The sequence below is a fragment of the Ursidibacter maritimus genome (assembly GCF_009761395.1).
GTDB classification, from domain to species: Bacteria; Pseudomonadota; Gammaproteobacteria; order Enterobacterales; family Pasteurellaceae; genus Ursidibacter; species Ursidibacter maritimus.
The window spans coordinates 47,409-65,525 of sequence record NZ_LEKN01000036.1; the positions used below are offsets into that span (position 1 = coordinate 47,409).

Here is an 18,117-nt window from a genome sequence, read left to right on the forward strand (position 1 = left end):
ATGAGGTTTAAAATGTTTGGAAAAGGTGGCTTAGGCGGCTTAATGAAACAAGCTCAGCAAATGCAAGAGCGTATGCAAAAAATGCAAGAAGAGATCGCACAATTAGAAGTAACGGGTGAGTCTGGTGCAGGGTTAGTTAAAATTACGATTAACGGTGCACATAACTGTCGCCGTATTGAAATCGATCCTTCGTTAATGGAAGACGATAAAGAGATGTTAGAAGATCTTATCGCAGCTGCATTTAATGATGCTGTACGCAGAGCAGAAGATATGCAAAAAGAAAAAATGGCAAGTGTTACTGCGGGTATTCAACTACCACCTGGAATGAAAATGCCGTTTTAATCTAAAAAAATCCCAGCATAAGCTGGGATTTTTTAATGCATTAGTCATAACCGCTTAGGTTAATCAACGACTTTTGTACCATAGAAGTAAGAATAACCAAATGGGCTTTGTTTGTAGTCTTGAACACGCTTACTTGTTGGAGCAAAGTTAATTGAGTGAGCAACATTGATCCAAGGCGCTTGTTCTTTTAGGAGAACCTGAGCTTGTTCATAAATCTTAGTACGCTCCCCTTTATCCGATAAGCTAATTGCTTTTGACAGTAATGCATCTAATTCTGGATTTTTGAAACGAGCGTAGTTACTGTTTCCAACATTATCACTACCGAAAAGTGGAGATAAGAAGTTATCAGGGTCACCATTATCGCCAGACCAACCGTAAGTTCCTGCTGTTAATTCACCCGCTTTAGTGCGTTTAATATAGTCACCCCATTCGTAAGTCACTAATTTTGATTTTACACCGACTTTTTCCCAGTCTGCTTGAACTAATTCAGCCATACGGCGTGGATTAGGGTTTGATGCACGAACTACTGGTTGAACCCAAATATCTGTTTCAAATCCGTTTTCAAAGCCAGCTTCTTTTAAAAGCGCTTTTGCTTTCTCTGGATTATATTCATAACCTGTAATTTCGTTGTTATATCCCCAAATTGTTGGTGGTAGCGGGTTCTTAGCTGCTACACCTGCACCGCGATATACAGCATCAATAATCGCATTTTTATCTACCGCATAGTTTAATGCTTGGCGAACTTTTACGTTATCGAAAGGAGCTTTTTCTGTATTAAAGGCAATATAAGCAATGTTTAAGCCTTCTTGAGAAAGTAAATTGATCTTTGGATCATTTTTCATTTTCTCAAGATCTGCCGCATTTGGGAAATCCATCATATCACAAGCGCCCGCTTGTAATTTAGCATAACGAGCTGTTGCATCGGGCACGATATCAAAGATCAAGCGATCAATATCGGCTTTACCATTCCAATAGTCTTTATGTGCTAAGAAACGAATACGTTGATCAAGTTGGTAGCCAGAGAATACAAATGGACCTGTACCGATAGGTGTTGTGTCAAGTGTTTCTGGTTTTCCTTCCTTCAATAATTTATCTGCATATTCTGCTGAATAAATTGAAATGAAATCCATACCTAAACTAGCGAGGAAAGTAGAATCTTGTTTATTTAATGTAATCTTAACAGTGTGATCATCCACTTTTTCTACTGATTTTAGTAGTTTAGGGAATTTCATCGCATTAAAGTACGGATAAGTTGCTTTAGATACTGAATGATACGGATGGTTTGGATCTAATTGGCGTTGGAATGAAAATACAACGTCATCGGCATTAAATTCACGACTTGGCGCGTATTCTTTAGTCGTATGGAATTTTACACCTTTACGCAAATTAAACGTATAAGTTAAGCCATCATCACTAATAGTCCAACTTTCTGCTAAAGCTGGCTCAATATCTGTTGAACCACGTTTAAACTCAACTAAACGGTTATATACCTGTTGAGAACTTGCATTATATGAGATGCCGTCCATTACTAATGCAGGGCTAAAACCTGTTGGCGAACGGCTAACACAGTTTACGAAAGTTTTATCTGCTGCTTGTGCTACACCTGCAACAAGTAATGTTGCGGCTACTAAAGAAAGTTTACTTGTGAATTTCATAATGTCTCCTAAACGACCTTTAAAATTTGACGACAAAATACCGCTTTTATGTCAAAAAGGAAATAACAAAAGGGATTTTTTTATAACAAAAAAGCATGACGATTTGGTATACTCTAAAATAAATAGAAAAACTATGCCATAATACATAATATTCCCTATAGCACATTTAGCAAGCCAAGATCGTTTTTTGAGAATTTGTCTGACCTCCTAACACATAATCATAAAGTACCTATTTTTATATAGTCTTTCTTGTTATAACTGCAGTGATATGCTGAAGTAGACTAACACAACAGCTAATATACTTCAGTCCCCTATCTTAAGTATTCCAATAATAAGACAATTTCATCAAGGACAATACTGTAGACAACTTGAGATCATAACGATCCTGATAAATTCATTTGTTAGATCTTTTTAATTTATTTACCCCTTTGTAAAAAACTTTGAAACGTCGTGCTGAACAAAATTTTTACAAGAAAATAAGATTTTTATGAAATTGATGCTTGCTCTATGATGAGTTTTTGCGTAGAATTGCAAACCTATTTTATATGAATTTGAGAGTGCCAAACGCAAAGCGAAAGGCACTATTTAGCGGAGTAAATATGTACGCAGTTTTCCAAAGTGGCGGCAAACAACACCGAGTGAGCGAAGGTCAAGTTGTTCGTTTAGAAAAACTTGAAGTAGCAACTGGTGAGAAAGTTGAGTTCGACTCAGTGTTAATGGTCGTTAACGGTGAAGATGTTAAAATTGGTACCCCAGTTGTTGCTGGTGGTAAAGTAGTAGCTGAAGTTGTTTCACACGGTCGTGGCGATAAAATTCGTATCGTTAAGTTCCGTCGTCGTAAACACAGCCGTAAACAACAAGGTCATCGTCAGTGGTTCACAGAAGTGAAAATCACTGGGATTCAAGCATAATTTCAGAGGAGATCAAGTAGATGGCAACTAAAAAAGCTGGTGGTTCAACTCGTAACGGTCGTGATTCTGAAGCTAAGCGCCTTGGTGTTAAACGTTTCGGTGGCGAGTCTGTTTTAGCAGGTAGCATTATCGTTCGTCAACGTGGTACAAAATTCCACGCGGGTACAAATGTAGGTATTGGTAAAGACCATACTTTATTTGCAACTGCAGACGGTAAAGTTAAATTTGAAGTTAAAGGCGAAAAAAGCCGTAAATATGTAAGCATCGTTGCTGAATAATCTTCAAATGAGATTGATGAGAACCTCGCTATATTAGCGGGGTTTTTTATTACGGGGATGAAAGTGAGTCAGCAACCTATTCTTGGCTTTTTCTTAGCTCTAACTGCAGCCATAATGTGGAGCATTCTGCCTATCGCATTGCAACCAGTGCTAACTGCAATGAATGCGCACACAATAGTGTGGTTTCGCTTTGTTGTAGCAATGTTCGGTGTTTTCTTTATTTTACTTTTTACAAAAAAATTGCCAAAACTGACCGCTTTTACCGCTAAATATCGTTGGTTTGTATTACTAGGTGTACTGGGGTTAGCTGCAAATTTCTATTTGTATAACCTTTCGCTCAAATATATCCCTGCAACAACTAGCCAAGTACTTAGCCCTCTTTCATCTTTTTCAATGTTACTAAGCGGCATCTTTTTATTTAAAGAACGCTTGGGTGTTCACCAAAAGTTAGGGTTAAGTTTATTGCTGATTGGCTTACCGCTCTTTTTTAATGACCGATTTACCGATTTTGCAGAAATGAATAGCTTTTCTCTCGGTGTATTTATCGGTATTGGAGCAAGTTTAATTTGGGTTTGTTACGGACTTGCACAAAAAATGATGTTGCAACGTTTCAGCTCTCAACAAATTTTATTGGCAATTTACGCAGGTAGTGCATTAGTTTTTACTCCTTTTGCTAATGCCTCACAAGCACAAAATTTATCGCCCTTTACCTTAGGCTGTCTAATTTTCTGTTGTTTAAATACGATTATTGCTTATGGTTGCTATGCCGAAGCATTAAACCGTTGGGAAGTCGCTAAGGTCAGTATGATAATGCCACAAATCCCGATTTTAACAATTTTATTTAGTGAAATAGCCTATTGGCTTGATCCTACTCATTTTGCAGAACCTTATTTAAATACACTAAGTTATATTGGTGCAATATTTGTTGTACTTGGTGCCTTATCAGCGGCAGCTGGGCATAAACTGTTTTATCGCCGCCAGTTAAGGAGAAATTCAGTATGAGCCATAAACCTTTACTCGGTTTTAATCTTGCATTATTAGCCACAGCAACGTGGGGCGGATTACCCATTGCAGCCCAAAAAGCGATCTCTGTTATTGATGCCCAAACATTAGTTTGGTTTCGTTTTATTGTAGCAGCAGCTGGATTAATATTGATTTTAGGTTTTGCAAAAAAATTACCTAAACTTACCGCTTTCACACCTAAAATTTTATTGTTAATTATTTTAGGTGTAATTGGTTTAAGTTTATATTTCTTTGGCTCAAGCTACGCTTTACATTTTATTTCACCAACAACTAGCCAAGTTTTATGGCAATTATCCCCTTTTACAATGATGTTATGTAGCGTAGTGATTTTTAAAGAACAATTCGCAGTACATCAAAAAATAGGCTTAGTATTACTGTTAGTTGGGTTAGTAGCATTTTTTAATGATCGACTAGGTGAAATTCTTCAGCTAAATGCTTATGCGATTGGCGTATTGATAGGTGCAATTTCTTCAATGGTTTGGGTTGCCTATGGTATTGCACAAAAATTATTATCAGCAAATTTTAATTCACAACAAATTTTGTTGATGATCTATATTGGGTGTGGTTTGGTAATGACACCTTTTTCCAGCCCAACACAACTAAATGAAATGAACGGCTGGGTGCTAGGCTGTTTTATTTTTTGCTGTTTAAATACCTTAATTGCCTATGGAGCTTATGCGGAAGCATTAAATCACTGGCAAGCATCGAAAGTTAGTGTGGTAACGGTGTTAATCCCTATTTTTACGATGCTATTTAGCCATTTAGCACATTGGTTATACCCTGATGTTTTTGAACCTCTTGAAATGAATTTATTAAGCTATATTGGCGCAATTATCGTCATTTTTGGAGCAATGTACTCAATTATTGGGCAAAAATTGATTAAAAAGAATAAATAAGCAGAAGACAAGCGGTTAGATACGACTAATCTTTTGCATTCTGTAATTAGGAGAAAAAATGAAGTTTATTGATGAAGCACTTATTCGTGTTGAAGCAGGTGATGGCGGAAATGGCTGTGTGAGCTTTCGCCGAGAAAAATTTATTCCAAAAGGTGGACCTGATGGCGGTGATGGTGGTGATGGTGGTGATGTTTATCTTGTCGCTGATGAAAACCTAAATACGCTTATTGACTACCGCTTTGAAAAACGCTTTGCCGCAGGACGTGGTGAAAATGGTCGTAGTGCAGGCTGTACAGGACATCGTGGGAAAGATATTACTTTACGCGTTCCTGTTGGAACACGAGCGATTGATAATGACACACAAGAAGTCATTGGGGATCTAACCCGCCACGGAATGAAAATGTTGGTGGCAAAAGGCGGTTATCACGGTTTGGGAAATACCCGTTTTAAATCTTCTGTCAATCGAGCTCCACGCCAAAAAACGAACGGCACGCCAGGTGAAAAACGAGATTTAATGCTTGAGTTGATGTTATTGGCAGATGTTGGAATGCTCGGATTACCGAACGCAGGTAAATCAACCTTTATTCGTGCAGTTTCAGCAGCGAAACCAAAAGTTGCAGATTATCCTTTTACTACTTTAGTTCCAAGTCTAGGCGTTGCTCGTGTTGGGGCTGATCGCAGCTTTGTGGTTGCAGATATCCCAGGCTTAATTGAAGGGGCGGCCGAGGGGGCAGGTTTAGGTATTCGCTTTTTAAAACACCTAGAACGTTGTCGAGTGCTGATTCACCTAGTGGATATTATGCCGATTGATGAAAGTGATCCTGCACAAAATATCTCAATTATTGAATCTGAGCTTTATCAATACAGTGAGAAACTTGCGGATAAACCGCAATGGTTGGTATTCAATAAAATTGATACCATCGGTGAAGAAGAAGCTCGTGAGCGAGCAGAAAAAATTGTCGAAGAAATTGGCTGGGAAGGTGATTACTATCTTATTTCTGCTGCAACAGGTGAGAATGTACAAGCCTTAACGCGTGATATTATGGACTTTATTGAAGCCAACCCTCGTGTTGAAGCTGAAGAAAAAGCACCTGAAGAAGTGGCATTCAAATGGGACGATTATCATCAACAAGCAATGCAAAACCCTATCACTGAAGATGATTGGGACGATTTAGATGATGATGGTTGGACAGAAGAAGATGATGAAGGTGTAGAATTTATCTATAAGCCATAAGTATTTTCAAGGTGCAATGGACAAAATGGTTACTAATAATATTTTTGTTATGTTATTGGTAACTTTTTTATCTAAAAAATTGAGTATGAAGGGATGCTGATTGTTTTTGGTAATTCTGATGGATTTACTGTAATGTAATCGAGAGAATAACTGTCTTTAATTGACAAAAAATCATCTATTGACTATAATTCTTTCTCTTAATTTTGTGCGATTCTTGGCTGGTGGAATTTCCATCAGCCATTTTGTGCTTTAAAAAATCAAACAGATTTGTGTCGTTTTTTCTGTTTGATGTGATTCCAAGCGGTATGTTTTTTGCAAAAATTTGCAATTACCCAACCGCTTTCCGCCTAATCAAACGCCAGAGCGGTAGTGATTTTTGACCCCTGTTCCCTGATTAGAAAACGACATCTCGTATCCTTTTTTAATGCCACTTCCTGCCTTTGTTAAGGCGGTTTGTGAACTCAATAACCAAAATAAAAATCAGAGGCTATCTAACAATGGCATACTCATATTCCGAGAAAAAGCGTATCCGTAAGAGCTTTGGCAAACGTCCACAAGTTCTGAACGTACCTTATCTATTAACTATTCAGCTTGATTCTTTCGATAAATTTATCCAAAGAGATCCTGAAGGACAGCAAGGTTTAGAAGCGGCATTCCGTTCAGTCTTCCCTATTGTAAGTAACAATGGTGCGACTGAATTACAATACGTTTCTTACGAACTTGGCGAGCCAGTATTTGATGTGCGTGAGTGCCAAATTCGTGGTACAACCTATGCTGCACCATTACGCGTAAAACTTCGTCTTGTTAGCTTTGATCGTGAAGCTGCCGCAGGTACGGTAAAAGATATTAAAGAACAAAGCGTGTATATGGGCGAAATCCCTTTAATGACCGATAACGGAACCTTTGTTATCAATGGTACTGAGCGTGTTATCGTTTCACAATTACACCGTAGCCCAGGCGTTTTCTTTGATTCTGACAAAGGTAAAACACACGCATCTGGTAAGGTGTTATATAACGCACGCATCATTCCTTATCGTGGTTCTTGGTTAGATTTTGAATTTGACCCGAAAGACAATTTATACGCACGTATCGACCGTCGCCGTAAATTACCAGCGACAATCATTCTGCGTGCATTAGGTTACACAACCGAAGAAATCTTAGACTTATTCTTTGATAAAATCGTCTTTGATATTGTCGATAACAAATTATTGATGACCCTTGTGCCAGAGCGTCTGCGTGGCGAAACAGCGGCGTTTGATATTGAAGCTAATGGCAAAGTTTATGTAGAAAATGGTCGCCGTATTACTGCTCGTCATATCAAAGCATTAGAGAAAGATAATATTACTCAAATCGAAGTACCAACCGAGTACATCGTAGGTCGTGTTACATCAAAAGATTACATTGACCTTTCAACAGGTGAAGTGGTTTGCCCAGCAAATAGCGAAATCAGCCTTGAAATGTTAGCAAAATTAGCACAAGCAGGTTATAACCAACTTGAAGTGCTATTTACTAACGATCTTGATCACGGTGCTTATATTTCTGAAACATTACGCGTCGATCCAACTTACGATCGTTTAAGTGCATTAGTTGAAATCTATCGTATGATGCGTCCAGGTGAGCCACCAACGAAAGAAGCTGCTGAAGGCTTATTTGACAATATGTTCTTCTCAACTGACCGCTATGATCTTTCTGCGGTAGGTCGAATGAAGTTCAACCGCTCTTTAGATATTCCTGAAGGTGTGGGTACTGGTATTTTAAGCAACGATGACATCATCGGCGTGATGAAAAAACTGATCGATATTCGTAATGGTCGTGGTGAAGTTGATGATATTGACCACCTAGGTAACCGTCGTATTCGTTCAGTCGGTGAAATGGCTGAAAACCAATTCCGTATCGGTTTAGTGCGTGTAGAACGTGCGGTGCGTGAGCGTCTTTCATTAGGCGATTTAGATGGTGTAACACCACAAGATTTAATTAACGCTAAACCAATTTCTGCGGCAGTAAAAGAGTTCTTTGGTTCTTCACAGCTTTCGCAATTTATGGACCAAAACAACCCGCTTTCAGAAGTTACACATAAACGCCGTATTTCTGCGTTAGGTCCAGGCGGTTTAACTCGTGAACGTGCAGGTTTTGAAGTGCGTGACGTACACGCAACTCACTATGGTCGTGTGTGTCCGATTGAAACCCCTGAAGGCCCAAACATCGGTTTGATCAACTCACTCTCTGTTTATGCTCGTACCAACGACTACGGCTTCTTAGAAACGCCATATCGTAAAGTGGTTGATGGTCAAGTAACCGAAGAGATTGAATACCTTTCTGCAATTGAAGAAGGTAACTATGTTATCGCACAGGCGAACTCTAACTTAGATGAAGATTTCCGCTTTACAGATACCTATGTAACTTGTCGTGGTGAACACGGTGAGTCTGGTTTATACCGTCCAGAAGAGATTCATTATATGGACGTTTCTACACAGCAAGTGGTATCGGTTGCGGCAGCGTTAATTCCATTCCTTGAGCACGACGATGCGAACCGTGCGTTAATGGGTGCGAACATGCAACGTCAAGCAGTTCCAACATTACGTGCGGATAAACCATTAGTAGGTACAGGCATTGAGAAATCCGTAGCACTTGACTCAGGTGTTGCAGTTGTTGCAAAACGTGGCGGTACAATCCAATATGTTGATGCATCACGTATCGTTGTTAAAGTTAATGAAGATGAAACTGTTGCAGGTGAAGCAGGTATTGATATTTATAACTTAATTAAATATACCCGCTCGAACCAAAATACCTGTATCAACCAAATCCCTTGTGTGAAATTAGGTGAGCCAGTTGAACGTGGTGAAATTTTAGCAGACGGTCCATCAACAGATTTAGGTGAGCTTGCATTAGGTCAAAACATTCGAGTGGCATTTATGCCTTGGAATGGTTATAACTTCGAAGACTCAATGTTAGTTTCCGAACGCGTGGTTCAAGAAGATCGTTTCACAACAATTCACATTCAAGAACTTTCTTGTGTGGCTCGTGATACTAAATTGGGTGCAGAAGAGATCACTGCAGATATTCCAAACGTAGGTGAGTCAGCACTAAGCAAACTAGATGAATCTGGTATCGTCTATATCGGTGCAGAAGTGAAAGGTGGCGACATTTTAGTGGGTAAAGTAACCCCTAAAGGTGAAACGCAATTAACACCGGAAGAAAAATTACTTCGTGCAATCTTTGGTGAAAAAGCATCAGATGTAAAAGACTCATCATTACGTGTACCAAATGGTACGTCAGGTACAGTTATTGATGTTCAAGTTTTCACTCGTGATGGCGTAGAGAAAGATAAACGAGCTAAAGATATTGAAGAAATTCAATTGCGTGAAGCGAAAAAAGATTTAACTGAAGAGTTAGAAATTTTAGAAGCGGGTTTATTCACTCGTGTGCGTAACTTACTCATCGAAGGTGGTGTTTCTGAAGCAACATTAGATAAAGTTGCTCGTGAAAAATGGTTAGAGCAAACGTTAGATGACGAAGCAAAACAAAATCAGCTTGAACAGTTAGCGGAGCAACACGAAGAATTACGCAAAGAGTTTGAACGTAAACTTGAGATCAAACGTAATAAGATCATTCAAGGGGATGATTTAGCACCTGGCGTATTAAAAGTAGTGAAAGTATATCTTGCAGTAAAACGCCAAATCCAGCCTGGAGATAAAATGGCGGGTCGTCACGGTAACAAAGGGGTTATCTCAAAAATTAACCCAGTTGAAGATATGCCGTACGATGAAAATGGTCAGCCAGTTGAGATCGTATTAAACCCATTAGGTGTTCCATCTCGTATGAACATCGGTCAGATCTTAGAAACTCACTTAGGTTTAGCGGCTCGTGGTATCGGTGATCAAATCAATGCAATGATTAAACAGCAACAATCTGTGGCGAAATTGCGTGAATATATGCAAAAAGCATACGATTTAGGTCACGGTTCACAAGTGGTTGATTTAAGCAAATTTACTGATGAAGAAGTAATGACACTTGCGCAAAACTTACGTAAAGGTTTACCGCTTGCAACACCAGTATTTGACGGTGCTCACGAAAGTGAAATCAAAGGGTTATTAGAGCTTGGCGGTTTACCGACATCAGGTCAAATTACACTTTATGATGGTCGTACAGGTGAGAAATTCGAGCGTCCAGTAACCGTAGGTTATATGTATATGCTCAAATTGAACCACTTAGTTGATGACAAAATGCATGCTCGTTCAACAGGTTCTTATAGTCTTGTTACTCAACAACCACTTGGTGGTAAAGCACAGTTCGGTGGTCAGCGTTTCGGTGAGATGGAGGTTTGGGCATTAGAAGCGTATGGTGCAGCTTACACCTTACAAGAAATGCTCACAGTTAAATCCGATGACGTGAATGGTCGTACGAAGATGTATAAAAACATCGTGGACGGTACACACTATATGGAACCAGGAATGCCAGAATCTTTCAACGTAATTACGAAAGAGATTCGTGCATTAGCGATTGATATGGAGTTGGACGAAGCGTAAGAGCGAAAATTGGTATGGATACACACAGTATATCCCTACGTTCGTTCGAACAAGCGGTCAGATTTTCGCAAAAAATTTGCAAGAAATGACCGCTTACAACCAAAGATTTTCAGTTGAAATGGCTCTCTATTTTAAGTTAGCCATTTCAAGAACAAAAACCTCAAATCAGGGGCAAAAACGTGAAAGACTTAGTTAAGTTTTTAAAAGCACAATCAAAATCAAGTGATGATTTTGATGTAATTAAAATTGGTTTAGCATCACCAGATAAGATCCGTTCTTGGTCTTTCGGTGAGGTAAAAAAACCTGAAACCATCAACTATCGTACCTTTAAGCCAGAGCGTGATGGTCTTTTCTGTGCACGTATTTTCGGACCAGTAAAAGATTACGAATGTCTTTGTGGTAAATATAAACGTTTAAAACATCGTGGTGTAATTTGTGAAAAATGTGGTGTTGAAGTAACGCAAACTAAAGTTCGTCGTGACCGTATGGGGCACATCGAATTAGCTTGTCCTGTTGCACACATTTGGTTCTTAAAATCATTACCGTCCCGTATCGGTTTGATTTTAGATATGCCACTGCGTGATATTGAACGTGTGCTTTATTTTGAAAGCTATGTAGTTATCGAACCAGGTATGACTGATTTAGAAAAAAATCAGTTATTAACCGAAGAACAATTCTTAGATGCTGAAGAGCGTTGGGGCGATGAGTTTGATGCCAAAATGGGTGCGGAAGGTATTCAAGCCCTATTAAAAGATTTAGATTTAGAGCATCAATGTGAATTATTACGTGAAGAATTACAAGAAACTAACTCTGAAACTAAACGTAAAAAAATTACTAAACGCTTAAAACTGTTAGAAGCATTTATTCAATCAGGTAATAAACCTGAATGGATGGTAATGACAGTATTGCCTGTTCTTCCACCAGATTTACGTCCATTAGTTCCACTTGATGGTGGTCGTTTTGCAACATCAGACTTAAACGATTTATATCGCCGAGTTATTAACCGTAATAACCGTTTAAAACGTTTATTAGATTTAGTTGCACCAGACATTATTGTGCGTAACGAAAAACGTATGTTACAAGAGTCTGTGGATGCGTTATTAGATAATGGTCGTCGTGGTCGTGCAATCACTGGCTCTAACAAACGTCCATTAAAATCGCTTGCCGATATGATCAAAGGTAAACAAGGTCGTTTCCGTCAGAACTTATTGGGTAAACGCGTAGATTATTCTGGTCGTTCTGTAATTACCGTAGGTCCATACTTACGTTTACACCAATGTGGTTTACCGAAAAAAATGGCGTTGGAATTATTCCGTCCATTTATTTATTCAAAATTAGAAAGCCGTGGTATCGCATCAACTATTAAAGCTGCGAAGAAAATGGTAGAGCGTGAAGATCCAATTGTATGGGATATTCTTGCTGAAGTTATTCGTGAACACCCGATTCTTCTTAACCGTGCACCAACACTTCACCGTTTAGGTATTCAAGCGTTTGAGCCGTTATTGATTGAAGGTAAAGCGATCCAGTTACACCCACTTGTTTGTGCGGCGTTCAACGCGGACTTCGATGGTGACCAAATGGCGGTTCACGTGCCATTAACATTAGAAGCTCAACTTGAAGCTCGTGCGTTAATGATGTCAACGAATAACGTACTTTCTCCAGCGAATGGTGATCCAATTATCGTTCCGTCTCAAGACGTTGTTTTAGGCTTGTACTATATGACGCGTGAGAAAGTAAACGGTAAAGGTGAAGGAATGTATTTCTTAGACCCACGTGAAGCAGAAAAAGCTTATCGTACAGGGCAAGCAGAGTTACATTCTCGCGTAAAAGTTCGTGTAACAGAATATGAGAAAAATGAAGCAGGAGAATTTGTTGCTTCAACCAATTTAGTGGAAACTACAATCGGTCGTTCAATTTTATGGATGATCGCACCAAAAGGTATGCCATTTAAATTATTCAACCAAACCTTAGGTAAGAAAGCGATTTCTAAATTGATTAACGAAAGCTACCGCCGTTTAGGTTTGAAAGAGTCTGTTGTATTTGCTGACCAAATTATGTACACAGGTTTTGCCTACGCCGCTCGTTCAGGTTCTTCTGTTGGTATTGATGATATGGTTATTCCAGAACAAAAATATAGCATTATTTCAGCGGCAGAAGCAGAAGTAGCAGAGATCCAAGAACAGTTTAACTCAGGTCTTGTAACAGCAGGCGAGCGTTATAATAAAGTAATCGATATTTGGGCTGCAGCAAACGAACGCGTTGCGAAAGCGATGATGGAAAACTTATCAACGGAAGAAGTACTTAACCGTGAAGGTAATCCAGAAAAACAAGCATCATTCAACAGTATCTTTATGATGGCGGATTCAGGTGCTCGTGGTTCTGCGGCACAGATTCGTCAGTTAGCAGGTATGCGTGGATTGATGGCTCGTCCAGATGGCTCGATCATCGAAACGCCAATTACGGCAAACTTCCGTGAAGGTCTGAACGTTCTTCAGTACTTTATTTCAACCCACGGTGCACGTAAAGGTTTGGCGGATACTGCGTTAAAAACAGCGAACTCAGGTTACTTAACCCGTCGTTTAGTTGATGTGGCACAAGACTTAGTTATCATTGAAGATGACTGTGACACCCACGAAGGTATCGTAATGACCCCACTTATCGAAGGTGGCGATGTTAAAGAACCATTGCGTGAGCGTGTGTTAGGACGTGTGGCAGCAGAAGATGTATTAAAACCAGGTACAGATGAAGTATTGATTCCACGTAACACCTTAATTGATGAAAAATGGTGTGATGTGATTGATGCAGAATCAGTTGATGTGATTAAAGTTCGTTCAGTTGTAACCTGTAACACAGACTTCGGTGTTTGTGCGAAATGTTATGGACGTGACTTAGCGCGTGGTCACTTGATTAACCAAGGTGAAGCAGTTGGTGTTATTGCTGCTCAATCAATCGGTGAACCAGGTACACAGTTAACGATGCGTACGTTCCATATCGGTGGTGCGGCATCTGCGGCAGCAAAAGAGTCAAGCATTCAAGTTAAAAATGCAGGTACTTTAAAATTAGCTAATGCAAAATTTGTTACTAATAAAGATGGCAAAATTGTTTTAACTTCTCGTAATACCGAATTAACTGTTGTTGATGCCTTTGGTCGTACCAAAGAGAACTATAAAGTTCCTTACGGTGCGGTGCTTTCAAAAGGCGATGGTGCAGAAGTCAATGTAGGTGAAGTTGTAGCAAACTGGGATCCACATACAATGCCGATTATTTCTGAAGTAAGCGGTTTCATTAAATTCAGTGACGTGGTCGATGGTTTAACAGTAACTCGCCAAACCGATGAATTAACAGGCTTATCATCAGTGGTAGTACAAGATGTGGGTGAACGTGCAACAGCAGGTAAAGATCTACGTCCAGCATTAAAACTGGTTGATGCGCAAGGTAACGATATCTTTATCTCAGGAACAGATACGGCAGTACAGTATTTCTTACCAGGTAAAGCTATTGTAACCTTAAACGATGGTGCAGAAATTTCTGTGGGTGAAGCATTAGCTCGTATTCCACAAGAATCGACGGCAACTAAAGATATTACAGGTGGTCTTCCACGCGTTGCAGACTTATTTGAAGCTCGTAAACCAAAAGAGCCAGCCATTCTTGCGGAAGTCTCAGGTATCGTTTCATTTGGTAAAGAAACTAAAGGAAAACGCCGCTTAGTGATTACGCCAGCAGAAGGCGAAGCATACGAAGAAATGATTCCAAAATGGCGTCAGCTCAACGTATTTGAAGGCGAAATGGTACAACGTGGTGATGTGATCTCAGATGGTCCAGAAATGCCGCACGACATTTTACGTTTACGTGGTGTTCACGCAGTAACAGACTATATCGTTAATGAAGTACAAGAAGTTTACCGCTTACAAGGGGTAAAAATTAACGATAAACACATCGAAGTTATTGTTCGTCAAATGTTGCGTAAAGCAGTGATTACCAATGCTTACGATTCAGAATTCTTAGAGGGTGAACAAGTCGAAGTTTCACGCATTAAGATTGTGAACCGTAAACGTGCCGAAGAAGGTAAACCGCTTGTTGAATTTGAACGTGAATTGCTTGGTATTACCAAAGCGTCTCTTGCAACTGAGTCATTTATCTCAGCGGCGTCGTTCCAAGAAACAACTCGCGTATTAACCGAAGCGGCTGTTGCAGGTAAACGTGATGAATTACGCGGCTTAAAAGAGAACGTAATCGTAGGTCGTTTAATTCCTGCGGGTACAGGTTTTGCGTATCACCAAAACCGCTCGAAAAAACGTGTAAACAATGATGAAATCGTAGCGTTAGAAACAGCAGCGTCATCTTTTGCAACAGCAGAAGATATTGAAGCGGAAACACAAAGTTTTATTGCTGATGAAGCAACTCAAAACTTAGCCGCATTATTAAATGCAGGTTTTGATAGCGATAACGAAGAGTAATTGTTCGTTTTAAATTTGGATAAACCTAGCTTGCAAAAACTAGGTTTTCTATAAAAGGGTTGATGATGATTAGATCGGATTCAACCTTTTTTATAAGCAGTAAATTGTTAGTTTAATGGACAAAATAGTTGTTAATAATATTTTTCTTATGTTGATACTTTCAGAAGGTAAATAAATATAGGGGCTCTAATACAGCCCCTAATGTTATGATTGTGAATAATAGACTACCTACTCTCTAGAACCAGCGAGACCGTAATTTTTACTTAGGTCATTATTTTTATCATTTAAAATCATATTGCCTGAGACTTCTTCTCCAGCTGGGCCGTACAGGTTAAGATTATAATGCCCCTCTCCAGATGAGTATTTAGCATCCCCAAATAAGATGCCTTTCATATCAAAACTATGTCCTATTTTAGCTTCTTGAAGTTCAACATTTCCGATTGGCAAACCAGTTACGCTACCTTTTCCTTTTTTCGTTGAGAAATTAATATCATAGTTAAGTACTCCTTCTCCTTTCATATCTATAGCTACACCTTTATAGCTAAAATTTCCTGATGTAGGTAAGTCTGCCAGATTTGTTTTTACTCCAATGTCTCTAGGCATATTGACGAAATTCCCTTCGTCATTATTTGCAAGAGAATTTGAACGATACTCTATTTTTAAGAGAGAATATTTCTGATTATATATGGATGATCCTACATCATAGGATTTCATATTATCCAAAACTTCTTTAACAATAGGATTTCTTGTTAAGCCTTGAGGATAGTCTTTCCCAAGAATTTCTTTTTTTATTTTTTGTGCAAGTTCTTCATCAGGGGTAGGTTTCTTCTCTTCAGAGATTGGCTTAGGCATATCTTTTTTCTCTTCAGAGATTGGCTTAGGCATATCTTTTTTCTCTTCAGAGATTGACTTAGGCATATCTTTTTTCTCTTCAGAGATTGGCTTAGGCATATCTTTTTTCTCTTCAGAGATTGGCTTAGGCATATCTTTTTTCTCTTCAGAGATTGGCTTAGGCGTATCTTTTTTCTCTTCAGTTATTACTTTAGGTGTATGTTTACTCTCTGGCATTTCTGCTTGAGCATTATTTCCTTTCTTTTCCCCACTACTGCAAGCAGTTAAGCTTACAAGCAGAATACTAGCTAAAGTTGCTTTCATTAATGACATTTTTTCCTCCGTTCAAAGTCATAAATAATAAAGGGTTATTATATAAAATTATGGGATAAAGAGTTTAATTTAGGTCAAATGAATAGTATATACAGGGCAAGATCGCATTTTTCCTAAGTTTATGATCTAATAGTGATTCATATCCAATATCAATATAGGATGTAAAATGAACATTTCTAGTTCTTCTGAGAATGTATTTGACCCTCGAGCATATAACTAAAATTTTAGACATCATCTTTCTTATTCGCATCTCATTAGTGCAACATATGCTCCTTACTATGTGGGTTTGGTAAAAAGTCTTAACCTAGCTTGCTCCACCTTTAATAAACTGATGCTAATCGTGGTTTCCTACACAATAGGATAAAATCCTTTATTTTTCATTTAATAAATCTACCACCGCTTGAGCTGCTTGAACGTCTGCATTACATTGAATTTGTTGATGTAATTCAGTAAAACGTTGTTTGAGTGCGTTGGTTTTAGTTTGATTATCACTATCTTCAGATAAATAAATACTAAGATGTTGAGCTAAATTTTCAGGGGTACATTCGTGCTGAATTAACTCAGGTACAAGCGGTTGGTTTGCCAATAAATTTGGCAATGAGATATAGTCTGTTTTGACTAATTTCTGTGCTAACCAATAGGTTGTTGGTTTCATTTTATAACCAACAACCATTGGTGATTTACATAACATTGCTTCTAATGCGGCAGTGCCTGATGCTAGTAGTGTTGCGTCTGAGACAATCATCGCTGATCTTGCGTTACCTTCTAAAATCGTGACATCAAGTTCGGGAGCAATGTCTGCTTTAATTTGCATAAATTGTTCAATACGTTTCCGATTGACTAATGGTACTAAAAATTGCAAATCAGGATATTGTTGTTTAAGTAATTGAGCGGTTTTAAGAAAGGGTTCAGTTAGAAAGCCGACTTCACTGCTACGACTACCGACTAAAATCGCTAAATAGCGCTGTTTTTCATCAACATTGATTAAACGACATGCTTCATTTCTGCTTGGTTTGAGTGCAATCGCATCAGCCATTGTGTGTCCAATAAAACGACAAGGCACATTAAAGCGATCGTAAAAGGCTTTTTCAAAAGGAAGAAAAGCCAGCACAAGATCCGTTGCTCGAGCAATTTTATGAATGCGATTTTGTCGCCACGCCCACACAGAAGGGCTAACATAGTGAATCGTTTTTATCCCTTTTGCTTTAAGTTTTTCTTCGATCCCAATGTTAAAATCTGGAGCGTCTATACCAATAAAAATATCGGGTTTTTCAGCCAACATTGTTTCAATCACTTGCTGGCGACGTTTTAATAATCTTGGTAAATGCTTAACGACTTCGGCTAACCCCATTACCGCAAGTTCTTCCATATCAAAGAGGGTTTCACAACCAGCCGCTAGCATTTGCTGCCCAGCAACACCAATAAAACGAGCATTTGGGTAGTGAATTTTCAATGCATTGATTAATCCAGCCCCAAGTATATCCCCTGATATTTCCCCCGCAACAATAGCAATAACTGGTTGGTGTTCCATTTTTTATGTCCTTTTCTCATTAAAATAATTCTATTATAGAGAGCATTCGCTATTTTGGGTAGGCTTTCGAGCTTTACCAGCTAGAGCATTAAAACTGCTA

Annotated in this window: 11 protein-coding genes; 8 read left to right on the forward strand and 3 right to left on the reverse strand. The window is 38.8% G+C overall.

From position 1 onward, the window contains the following. Window positions 1-12 precede the first annotated feature (12 nt). Complete coding sequence (locus tag A1D26_RS08100; RefSeq protein WP_157403542.1) at window positions 13-342, forward strand: YbaB/EbfC family nucleoid-associated protein; 330 nt, start codon at window positions 13-15, stop codon at window positions 340-342. 59 nt (window positions 343-401) lie between these two features. Here A1D26_RS08100 and A1D26_RS08105 read toward each other — a convergent pair whose 3' ends face one another. After that, window positions 402-1,997: an ABC transporter substrate-binding protein gene (locus A1D26_RS08105; RefSeq protein ID WP_157403543.1), complete on the reverse strand. Its 1,596-nt coding sequence runs from the start codon at window positions 1,995-1,997 to the stop codon at window positions 402-404. Window positions 1,998-2,596: 599 nt separating this feature from the next. Here A1D26_RS08105 and rplU point away from each other — a divergent pair. The 7 genes from rplU (at window position 2,597) to rpoC (ending at window position 15,322) form a co-directional block, all read left to right on the forward strand. Further along, complete coding sequence (rplU, locus tag A1D26_RS08110; protein WP_157395256.1) at window positions 2,597-2,908, forward strand: 50S ribosomal protein L21; 312 nt, start codon at window positions 2,597-2,599, stop codon at window positions 2,906-2,908. A 20-nt stretch (window positions 2,909-2,928) separates the two neighbouring features. After that, a complete protein-coding gene (gene rpmA, locus A1D26_RS08115) occupies window positions 2,929-3,186 on the forward strand; it encodes a 50S ribosomal protein L27 (RefSeq protein WP_157395255.1) in 258 nt (85 codons plus the stop codon). Between the two features lie 57 nt (window positions 3,187-3,243). Further along, window positions 3,244-4,188, forward strand: a complete 945-nt coding sequence (locus tag A1D26_RS08120; RefSeq protein ID WP_198303149.1) for a DMT family transporter — start codon at window positions 3,244-3,246, stop codon at window positions 4,186-4,188. Beyond that, the gene (locus A1D26_RS08125) at window positions 4,185-5,105 is read left to right on the forward strand and encodes a DMT family transporter (RefSeq protein WP_157403545.1); all 921 of its coding nucleotides are present in this window, start codon (window positions 4,185-4,187) and stop codon (window positions 5,103-5,105) included. Before A1D26_RS08120 ends, A1D26_RS08125 begins: the two co-directional genes overlap by 4 nt. Window positions 5,106-5,163: 58 nt before the next feature. Beyond that, window positions 5,164-6,339: an Obg family GTPase CgtA gene (cgtA, locus tag A1D26_RS08130; RefSeq protein WP_157403546.1), complete on the forward strand. Its 1,176-nt coding sequence runs from the start codon at window positions 5,164-5,166 to the stop codon at window positions 6,337-6,339. A 497-nt stretch (window positions 6,340-6,836) separates the two neighbouring features. Then, window positions 6,837-10,865, forward strand: coding sequence for a DNA-directed RNA polymerase subunit beta (rpoB, locus tag A1D26_RS08135; protein WP_157403547.1), 4,029 nt, complete (start codon window positions 6,837-6,839; stop codon window positions 10,863-10,865). Between the two features lie 179 nt (window positions 10,866-11,044). After that, entirely contained in the window at window positions 11,045-15,322 is a 4,278-nt protein-coding gene (rpoC, locus tag A1D26_RS08140) for a DNA-directed RNA polymerase subunit beta' (protein WP_157403548.1), read from the forward strand. 228 nt (window positions 15,323-15,550) lie between these two features. On the opposite strand, the gene A1D26_RS08145 is transcribed toward rpoC, so the two are convergent. Continuing rightward, window positions 15,551-16,486, reverse strand: coding sequence for a factor H binding protein domain-containing protein (locus A1D26_RS08145; RefSeq protein WP_157403549.1), 936 nt, complete (start codon window positions 16,484-16,486; stop codon window positions 15,551-15,553). Between the two features lie 370 nt (window positions 16,487-16,856). Next, window positions 16,857-18,017 (reverse strand): lipid-A-disaccharide synthase, encoded by a 1,161-nt coding sequence (gene lpxB / locus A1D26_RS08150; protein WP_157403550.1) that lies wholly within the window; start codon window positions 18,015-18,017, stop codon window positions 16,857-16,859. Window positions 18,018-18,117 lie beyond the last annotated feature (100 nt).